This window comes from Novipirellula sp. (assembly GCF_041583735.1).
Lineage (GTDB): Bacteria > Planctomycetota > Planctomycetia > Pirellulales > Pirellulaceae > Novipirellula.
Genome location: NZ_JBFHFD010000291.1, coordinates 1 through 10010, shown reverse-complemented (window position 1 = coordinate 10010; position 10010 = coordinate 1). Strand labels below are relative to the sequence as shown.

At 53.1% G+C, this 10010-nt stretch carries 7 protein-coding genes; 1 reads left to right on the top strand and 6 read right to left on the bottom strand.

From position 1 onward, the window contains the following. Window positions 1-1069: 1069 nt before the first annotated feature. Window positions 1070-3784, top strand: coding sequence for a response regulator (locus tag ABX962_RS20010; protein ID WP_372721788.1), 2715 nt, complete (start codon window positions 1070-1072; stop codon window positions 3782-3784). On the opposite strand, the gene ABX962_RS20005 is transcribed toward ABX962_RS20010, so the two are convergent. From ABX962_RS20005 to ABX962_RS19980, 6 genes are all read right to left on the bottom strand, one after another. Then, the gene (locus ABX962_RS20005) at window positions 3781-4689 is read right to left on the bottom strand and encodes a DUF1571 domain-containing protein (protein WP_372721787.1); all 909 of its coding nucleotides are present in this window, start codon (window positions 4687-4689) and stop codon (window positions 3781-3783) included. The genes ABX962_RS20010 and ABX962_RS20005 overlap by 4 nt on opposite strands. A 231-nt stretch (window positions 4690-4920) precedes the next feature. Beyond that, window positions 4921-6639, bottom strand: a complete 1719-nt coding sequence (locus ABX962_RS20000) for a hypothetical protein (protein ID WP_372721786.1) — start codon at window positions 6637-6639, stop codon at window positions 4921-4923. 398 nt (window positions 6640-7037) lie between these two features. Continuing rightward, window positions 7038-7259, bottom strand: a complete 222-nt coding sequence (infA, locus tag ABX962_RS19995) for a translation initiation factor IF-1 (protein ID WP_040764994.1) — start codon at window positions 7257-7259, stop codon at window positions 7038-7040. A gap of 262 nt (window positions 7260-7521) precedes the next feature. Next, window positions 7522-7935, bottom strand: a complete 414-nt coding sequence (rpsI, locus tag ABX962_RS19990) for a 30S ribosomal protein S9 (protein ID WP_339938859.1) — start codon at window positions 7933-7935, stop codon at window positions 7522-7524. A gap of 107 nt (window positions 7936-8042) precedes the next feature. Then, window positions 8043-8483 (bottom strand): 50S ribosomal protein L13, encoded by a 441-nt coding sequence (gene rplM, locus ABX962_RS19985; RefSeq protein ID WP_339938909.1) that lies wholly within the window; start codon window positions 8481-8483, stop codon window positions 8043-8045. A gap of 492 nt (window positions 8484-8975) precedes the next feature. Next, the coding region (locus ABX962_RS19980; protein WP_372721785.1) for a deoxyribodipyrimidine photolyase at window positions 8976-10010 on the bottom strand (1035 nt) is incomplete at its 5' end.

The following is a 10010-nucleotide window of genomic DNA, read 5'->3' as shown; positions in this document are numbered from 1 at the left end:
TCGTCGGGGCTGAATTGCTCAGCTCGTGGTGGTCGCGGCATCAGACACCTCCGCGTGTTTGAGGGATGATTCGGCTGTTGGTATTAGAGCCGAAATCCACAGCAAGTCAAATTTGGGTGCCTGGCACCAACTGGATACCTGGCACCAACTGGATAGGCGCCTCGCAAAGATGGTGGCTGGCAAAGATGGTGGCTGGCACCAAATTTTGATCTTCGCCACACCACTTACAATCCCATTGCCAGCAAACGTGCCAGGCCCCTTGCCACACTTCGCCGCCTCACCCAAATTCCCCTGAGCAGCCCGCCACCCCCTAAACAGATCACCGCAACCGCCCTGCAGTCAGTAGCTACGCGTCGTCCGTGCCGCCGTATCCTCGCCGCTTCACTGCGAGACCGCTTCTTTTGATGCAAACCGTTGCGACAAAACAAGTTGCGACGCCCGCTGTTGCGTTGGTGTCGCCGCGACTGCCCGCCCCTCGTCTTGCGTAGACCCGCGGCTATTTACCACCGCAGGTTCAATTGGGTGTACATTAATGATGAGATCACCCTCCATTCGCTAAAACAGAATGGCATTTGAGGAATAACGGTAGCCGATTTCAGGTTGCATTGCATTTGGCAGCCTCACCGATGCTTGGAGTTGAAGTTGTCCAAACGCCAGCGCCATCTTATGCTAAGGTCCCACACCATAGGGTCAGAAACGACGCTGTATTTCGCAGAAATCGCCTCCACTTTCTCCCCGCTGCCCTCTCCCCGCTGCCCTCCCTAAATCGTCATTAGATTGCCCCATCTCGCAACCCTCCCCTCCGACGCAGTAACCACGTGACTACTTGTTCAATACAATCTTGTCCTACGACTGCAACGCTCTTATCTCTCAGCAGCCTGCCATGCAAAAGGGTTCCCGCAATGCGGCCCCCTTTGTGCGATCCCCCCGCCCCTCGTTTGCTTACCACCGAAAACCTACAACGCGCTCGACCTAAATCCGATATCGCCTAGACAATATCGGATAGGGAACACCCGAGCACCCGCCATCATCAAATCAAACCGGTCGGATGGGGCAAGAGGATTGTTTTATGCATAGAGAAACGAAGCTTCAACCGACCCCCAACCGCGTTGATTCGCTGCTGTCGTACTTGTTAGTCGGCAGCATTGTGTTGATCGGCTGCGGGATGTTCTATCTACGAGAAACGAAACATCTTGAACAGGCGCTGCTTAATGAAGAACGCAGCCGCATTGACACTTTTGCTCAGCATATTCAATCGAGCTTGCATCCCGTTGCCGACAATCTCCGGTTACTGGTCAATGATGGCAGCTTGATTTCTTATGTGACCACCGGTCGCCCTGCGGCACTGGAGCGAGCGATTCAGCAAGCTGTCGTCTTCAGCCGGCTTAAACCCGAATACGACCAGATACGCTATTTGAATTCACAAGGGTTCGAGGTGATGCGTGTCAATCAGCCGGGCCAGGTCGTTGCCCCAGAGAGGCTTCAAGATAAATCCGACCGTCGATATTTTCAAAAAGCAAGCGGACTCGCCAAGGGAGAACTCTACCTTTCCGCATTCGATCTGAACGTCGAACATGGCGAGATTGAACAACCGTTTCGCGAAGTGTTGCGGTTTGCGATGCCGGTGTTTGACGAGACAGGACAACGACGCGGGGTCTATGTGATTAACTATCTCGGCGCCAATACACTCGCACACCTCGAAGAAATGCGTCCCAAGACGCAACATCGCTTGCGGATCATTAATGACGACGGCTATTGGCTGAAAGCCGCCAAACCAGAACTGGAATGGGGATTCCTGTTCCCTGAACGAAAAACAAATCCACTAAGCCAAACGGACGCCGAGCTGTGGAGAAATATCCAGGCCCATCCGCGAGGCCACTCGCGAACGTCCTCAGGGTCGTTGACTTGGCGCAAAGTGGGATTGAAGGAGAGTGTCGCCGACGATTCGAACACCGACTCTGTCATCGCAGAGGAAAAGTTTATCGTCGTCGCTTCGGAGATTTCCGACGCAGAATACTCCGAAATCTTCCTTCACATACGCATCGTCTTTGCGATCGCAACGGCAACCCTGCTTGCAATCTCGCTTTTTTCAATTCGCGCCATTCGCTCGAAGCAACTCGCCAGCGAATCACTGCGGCGGAGCCAAAAGAACCTCAAAGAATCACAGCATACGATCGATCACGCGGTTCAGGCTCGAGATGCAGCCGAATTTGCCAATCAAGCTAAGAGTGACTTCCTGGCCTCGATGAGCCATGAATTGCGCACCCCGCTGAACGGCATCCTGGGGATGAACGAATTGTTGATGCAGACCGAATTAACCAAGCAGCAACGCAAATTCGTCGATGCGGCACACACCTGCGGTCAATCGTTATTGCAACAGATCAATGACATCCTGGATCTGTCCAAGATTGAAGCGGGAAAGATTGAACTCGAGATCCAGGAACATGACATTGAATCGCTCGCCTATTCCATCACCAGCATGTTTTCGCTCAGCGCTCAACAAAAAGGGGTCCCCCTGCTGTGCCATATCGATCCGCGCGCCTGCGTGACGGCTCGCTGTGACGGAAATCGCTTGCAGCAAATCCTTGTAAACCTTGTCGGTAACGCGGTGAAGTTCACAAAATCTGGACGCATTATCTTGCGAGCCGAATGTGTCGAGCAAAAACAGCAACAGATGCGATTTCGCTTCTCTGTCGAAGACACCGGCATCGGCATCCTCGCCGACCGACGTGATCGCTTATTCAAACCGTTTTCACAGGTGGACCCCTCCGCTTCACGCGAATTTGGCGGTACTGGATTGGGGCTTTCGATCTGCAAACAACTGGCGGAATTCATGGGTGGCGAGGTCGGTGTGGAGAGCCAAGCGGGCGTCGGCTCGAAATTCTGGGTGGAATTAGACATGGAACTCACCGCCGAGGAACCGTCTGTTGAAACGAGACGTAAAGCGTTGGCGGGGATTTGCGTGGTTTCGGTGGACACGAGCCACAGCGAACGCAAACAAATCTACGACAGTTTGCGAGCGTGGGGCTGCCCCTTCAAACTAGTCGACACTCTTGCCGAAACATTACGAGCAATCGCTGACGCAGAGACCAACGGCACCCCCTTCTCACAAGTACTGCTGGATTGCCGCAGTATTGAGGACAACCCCTATGCGACGATCAAAGAATTTGCAAACAAGTGCCCACTGCCCCTGATCGGCATGGGAGCAAACTTTGATGACGCAACGCTCGAAAAACTGAAACAATCCGGGGTGCAAAATGTGCTCCTCGATCCGGTGCGGCCGAGTGCGTTGTTTGACGCATTAGCTGCGGGCATCCACAAACCGGCTGCGAAGCAATCCACTGACTCGGAATCAAAAGGAATACCGCAGAGGCAGACTTCGCAGTTCACGGGGCATGTCTTGGTCGCCGAAGACAACTGCATTAATCAGCTGTATGTCTGCGAACTGCTCAAACACATCGGCTGCAGTTACGACGTCGCACAAAATGGCGACGAAGCGGTCACATTGACCAGCGAACATCACTACGACGTCGTTTTGATGGACTGCCAGATGCCCGAAATGGACGGCTTTACCGCGAGCCGTGAAATCCGACGTCGCGAACGCAACTCGGCACCATCCCACCGCTTGCCGATCATTGCCCTAACCGCCAACGCCCTAACAGGAGATCGAGAACGGTGTCTACAAGCAGGGATGGATGAATACCTTAGCAAGCCGATTGAGTTTGAGACGCTGCGACAAATGCTTGCCAAATTTCTGCACAAGGCAGCCGCTGCCAATCCTTAAGGATATCCATACTCGGGATTCTTCGGATCGAAATCCAATTCAGTCAAATCTACGTTGGTTTGAATATCATGGTAGGTGTAAGACTCTTGCAGCGGAGCTACCTCATCCGCCGACGGCGGCCAACCAAAACTGCGATAGCGAAGAATCAATTGACGCGCCGGATCGATCACGATTTCAGCCAGCGAAAAATCATCTTCTTTTCCCGACGGCTTCGCTCGCTTGACCTGGATTAAGTCGGCGGAAACTTTGTCGAGCAGAAAATCACGCGTGATTGTGACCTGAATATCTGGGTTCCCGAGATCCTGCTGTCCGCGTTCAATCAGCTTTTCGACAAGACGCACGATTCCAATTTCCGAGATCGGATAGCGTTGGCCTCGCATCGCCAAAAATCCATTGGGATCCAGCGGAGGAATGGGGGCTAGGCCTAACAGTCCCGCCTCGTGCACCAACAGTTTTCCATCATGCAAATCCTCGGCCCAGATAACTTCGCGTCCTTTGACCGATTCCGGGGCAAGGAAGTGCAAATAAACACGCTTGCCTGCGGTCTCGTCGCCATCGCGAAATCGGGTCTGCACTTTCAACTGCATTTCAGTTTGCTCGCCTAGCACGCCGCTACTATCGACTTCCTGCTTGACGAACCGCGCGGTATAGCTGTGCAGAGAACGCGTCATCGCAACACGCGACTGCGTCGCGATCTGAATCACTTCCTCAAGCGACGACTCTCGCGTCTTTGGCTGCTGTGCAGAGTCATTACTATGATGCGATGACGAATCCGATAGATCGGTAGGCAACACCCGCTCGGAACTTCCACGCCCTGAACTAGTGACTGCATTGATCAACAACACCACGGCGACCACCCCGAAGGCAGCGCCACCAAGCAGCACATGTTTATTTAGAAATTTCATACTAGGAAACTCGATTGAATGCAAAAACCGTCGATCGTCGATAAATCCAGATCCCTCGGGGGCCAGATCCCTCGGGGTCAATGCCCCCGTGCCCTCTACATTAAGAGCAACGGAGTGTTTTGTTGTAGGGGAGCGGCAAGGGTGTCGGCGCTCCCATTTTCACTACCGACAATAAAAAAGTCGGCCTCGAAAGAGGCCGACCTACAAACGTCTACACATCGCGTTGGCGAATTAGAAGTTGCCGTTGTTCTGCATTTTCTGCTGCTGAACTTGACGCACTGCGGCACCCACCGCCTGCAACACACCTTCGCTGACCAACATTCGCGATTCCTGTCCATTGACGATCGATTTTTGCACGACCATGACGTCGCCACCATCGCTTGCTCGCGATAGCGTATCGATCATCGCAGCGATCACTTCGTTTGTTTCGATCGATTGTGCGTATTGCAAAATCGGCAGCAATTGAACACGGAATTGACCTACCGGACGTACGCCACCTTGGTCACTGGTCCCCGAATCGATCAAGTTCTTCATTAACGATTCGCTGTCTTTGCCAACGGCAACAAACACCGACTTGGCGCCTGTTCCCACATGGACTCGCAATTTGGGACCGAACATTTTCTGCAGTTCGTCTTCCCCTTGCGGCACATCGGCTTCGATCACATGCATCGTGACACCTTTGTAGGTGCTCACATCAAACGAAAACTTCGGAGCCTTGGGCTCGTTTTGAATCTTGGCAGCCAAGTCTTTGACAATCTGAGCAGCCTCATTTCCATCGGCAACAAAACCGCCAAACACGAACTGGAAATCATTTTGGTTGGCCAGCAACAGAGCGCCCACGTCTGCCTTACCTTCTTTCACCGAACGGCTGGCGAGATCAATGATCCGCTGCACCAAGGCTTCGACATCGTCACGCTGAGCATCGGACAAATCGTCAGATTGATCCAACGCGGCACGAATGGCTCCGGTTGCATTTTCGAGACTTGCACTGACTTGCTCGACCGCCTGAGGACCGATCGACATCGCCGTGTGATAGTAGGCAGCCGCATCGTCACGGATGACCGAAGCAAACTGCGATGGAATCGCTTGCTGGCCACCGTACATCGCGGCCAACTCGCTGCCGGCAACCGCCGTAAAGGATCCTTCGAACATCAATTGCTTGCCAGCTTGATCGATATTCCATCCGATCTTGAGCTCATCGGTATCTTGGATCAATTGCTCGATTTGCTTGATCGAACTTTCGGCCATTGCCTTGGTGCCTTCGGCATCGGCTTGGTCTTGCTTGGAAATCGCTTGCTCGAACCCCTGGCGAAGTTGAGCAACAAGCATGTTGCGAGTTTCGGTGGGTACCAATTGCATTCTCAAGCGAATCGCGATGTCATAATCGTTCCCCATTCCTTCAAACAACGATGCTGGGTCGGTTGGCGCTAGCGAGAGCAAGTCACGGTTCCGAGCGATAGCGGCCCACGTGCCGACCTGGCGGATATAGACGGTATTTGCCCCCACCGCGATCACAAGCGTGCCATCATCGAGTTCATCCGCAGGCCCGGTTTGAGCTTCCAAACGTTTTAATACCGTTCGAACGTCGGCGGTTGGCAACAACGCAATCGGCTCAGGCGTTCCGTTGACAAGCGGAACGATAATGCCAATCGGTTGATTCAGATCAACGCCCTGAGTGAACGTGCCGGCCATCATCTGAAAAATACCGCCGTATTGAGGCTGCCCCACAACGCCGGTCAAGTAATTGATGTCTTGCATCAATTTATTGACCGAACCGAGCGTGACGACCACGACAGGCTCGGTGGCATCCGTGACGACCGTGCCGCCTTCGGCTGCCGGTGCCGTGCCTTGAGCGCGAACGAGCGAATGTGAACTAGCAAACAGCGCTGCGGATGCAAACGCAACGACTGCAAAAAGCCGGTTGACCGTAATGGAACAACGGAAAGACATTTTCAAACCATCCTTAGGGAATGCGAAGCAAGTGTTTCAGAAATCATGTACCCGGACTTCAACTCTGAGGGCAAGCCAAAGACATTTAGCGAGCCAATCCGGAGTCTCTATCTAAGTTACCCACACTGAACCGCAATAGTTTCACCCAAGGTCAAGAATGCAACAACCCACCTCAAGATCACTCGCGTGCTCGCTACAATTACAGTCGCCATAACGGGGGGCAAAGGTACACGACCACGCTAGTACAGAGCGACCAAGCCGGAACAGGGATCGATGGCACCCTCAACCTAGAGAACGCCCCCCACAAGAACCGATGGTGACGCGCATCAACAACGGAACGCAATGTCACCAAAACGCTGGCCAAGAGAGAGAGAGAAAGGGGCCAGCAGATAAGAACGCTATCGTTCCCGGAAAATGATTCGACCTTTGGTCAAATCGTAGGGCGACAATTCAACTCGCACCTTGTCACCCGGAACAATACGGATGAAGTGTTTACGCATTCGGCCGGCAACGTGCGCCATCACTTCGCTACCGGTCTCAAGTTGGACGCGGAAACGAGTATTAGCGAGTGCCTGGGTTACAGTACCTTCGACTTCGAAGGCCTCTTCTTTCTTTGCCAAGAGACAAAACCTGTTTCGTTTGAGGGTATTCGCTGGTATTTACAACAGCAGAAAGTGGCATCGATTCCGATAGAAATGCTTGACCGCCAGTAAGAGCACACCTCTTACAAACGCCCGATCATTCCCAAAAGAACCATGATCGATTCTCGAAAGAACCATAATCGGAGAACAAACTAACCCGCCAAGATGGCGGGAAAGTGATTTCCCATCAAATGGGAATGCATATTTCGTGCCACAGTTCTCTTTCGAAAAAGAGCCGCGATTAACGCTTGCTGAACTGGACACCCCGGCGAGCACCACGAAGACCTGGCTTCTTTCGCTCTTTCATACGCGAATCGCGGGTCAAGTAGCTGCCATCGCGAAGCGGTTCGTGCAGTGCTTCGTCGTAGCTAACCAAGGCACGAGCCAGTCCCATACGGACGGCACCGCTTTGGCCGGTCATGCCGCCGCCGCTAACACGGACAAGCACATCGACCTGTTCGTTCAAACCCACCGCATCGAGCGTTTGCGTGATGCTAGCTTGGTCTTGAGCGTTAACAAAATACTCACCGATCGGCTTCGAGTTTACTACGATCTTGCCGCTTCCAGCACGAACTCGCACGCGAGCTACACTGCTTTTACGACGTCCCGTACCGAGGGCGTCACCGTTGATTTTGTCCTTTTTTACAGCGACCATAAATATCAGTCTGGTGTTTAATTTTTTTCAGATGGATTAACAGCACGTGCGGAAAATCCGTCACGCATCAAATGAGAGGGTAACTAGCAGAGCAAACTCTACCAGATTTACTTATCGCTACTGGCTTTCTTGCCAACTCGTTGCAAAACGACTGGCTGCTGTGCCGTGTGAGGGTGCTCGGAACCCGCATAAATTTTCAATTTCTTGAGCATCTGGGTTGCCAATTTGTTCTTTGGCAACATGCGACGAACCGCGTGGAAGATCAAATCTTCGGGTTTGCGTTGTTGACGATCGCTGTAGCTTTCCAAACGCAATCCAGGATGCCCGGTGTACCAAGTGTAGTGACGAACGTCCATTTTACGGCCGGTCATTGCCACTTTGTCGGCGTTGGTGACGATCACAAAATCGCCGCAATCAACGTGCGGAGTGTATTCAGGGCGATGTTTTCCCATCAGCACGACGGCGATATCGCTCGCCAACCGACCGAGAACTTCGTCGGATGCATCGACGATGTGCCACTGCTTATCAACTTCGCCAGACTTGGCCATGTATGTTCGTTGAGCAACCACGAGATTGACTTTATTTATCGAGAGCTAAAGGGTGTTTTGAGGTTGAGCCGCCTACGTACGGGTTGCCCCGGTGGCTGGCGAGAATCGAGGAATTTATCGGGCAGGGCGGTTAACGGCAAGGCCTTTCGTTCTAGATTCCCGCTGAATTGCCATGATTTCCCACCAAAGATGCCGTCTGGGAAACAATCGACCCCCTCAAAAAGTTGAATTTAAGTTATCCAGAGGTATCGATAAGATCGCCAAAACCGGCCACTCTCGCACTCACCCCCCAATATTGTCTGGCAAGGAAACTCGTTTACAGCTTTAGCCAGGGCGGTTGAACCTCCGAAAGTCTTGGCGACTTTCGCTACGTCAGCAAGGGACCGCATCAAAACCATATATTCCCTCGCTTACGCGCCGGGTTTGAGCTACGCGTTGCGAAAATCACACAACTCCAAAAATGCACGAAGCTGTCTACGCCGGACGCTCTCTCTAACAATCCGTTCCCGGTCCAAAACGCTCTAAATAGCGGCCTAGTCTCAACTTGCGACGGGCACTATCGCTGGTCATATAGCGGACGCTGCCAAAAATGGGGCGTTCGGGCCCCCAGGCTCGGTCGAATCGCCCGAGCGTCCAAAAAATTCCGCTGTAAGAATTGGGATCCCGCCCATCGAGCCCATATTTATTGTTGAGCTCGATCATGATTCGCAACGCTTGCTGCGGCGTTTCGGTCCAGTGCAAGATTTTCTTGCCCCACAACATTCGCATATAATTGTGCATCACGCCGGTGCGAACGAGCTCGCGTTGGGCCGCATTCCAGAGTGGATCGGCGGTTTCCGCAGTTTCAAACTGCCGCAATGTGTAAACCTCGTCGCGAGCGTCACTCTGATGTTTTCGCAGCGTTTTGACCGCCCAATCGGGCAGCGTGTCAAAGTGATCATACGTCTCACTCTCGCGAAACGTACGATTGAAACTGAGTTCACGCCACGTGATCAATTGGTCCAATAACGCCTCGGCCGACTCGCTGGTGTTCCAAAAACCGTTGTTTTTTCCGTTCGGCTCCGACGCTTGGTCAGGGGTCCAATCTTCATGATCCAGGATTCGTTCGACAATTTCGTGAGCCGAGATGTGTCCAAAATGCAAATATGGACTGAGCCCCGTCGTGGCATTTTCATCAGGATGATTCCGATCGTCGGCGTAGCGAGCCAGATCGTTTTTGATAAACGCAGTCAATCGAGCATTGGCCTGTTTGGCTCCGCCGCAAACCGTTTGACTCGGTTTGACATGATGGTCAATCGGTATCTTGTCGAGCCCGCCGGGCGAGAGCAACGCGTCGATGTCTGCAGCAGGCCATCGCCGAGTGATCGCCGCAGGCAACGAGTCGAGTTGCGGCAACGTGCCCCTCACCACCGGATCCAGTTTGGTCTTTTCCAACAGCACGTCGAGAATATTTTTCTGCATCCTGCGGCGGTAGCTATGAGCGACGGTGATGGTGCGGTCGGGCAACCGCAGCGGCATCACCCCATT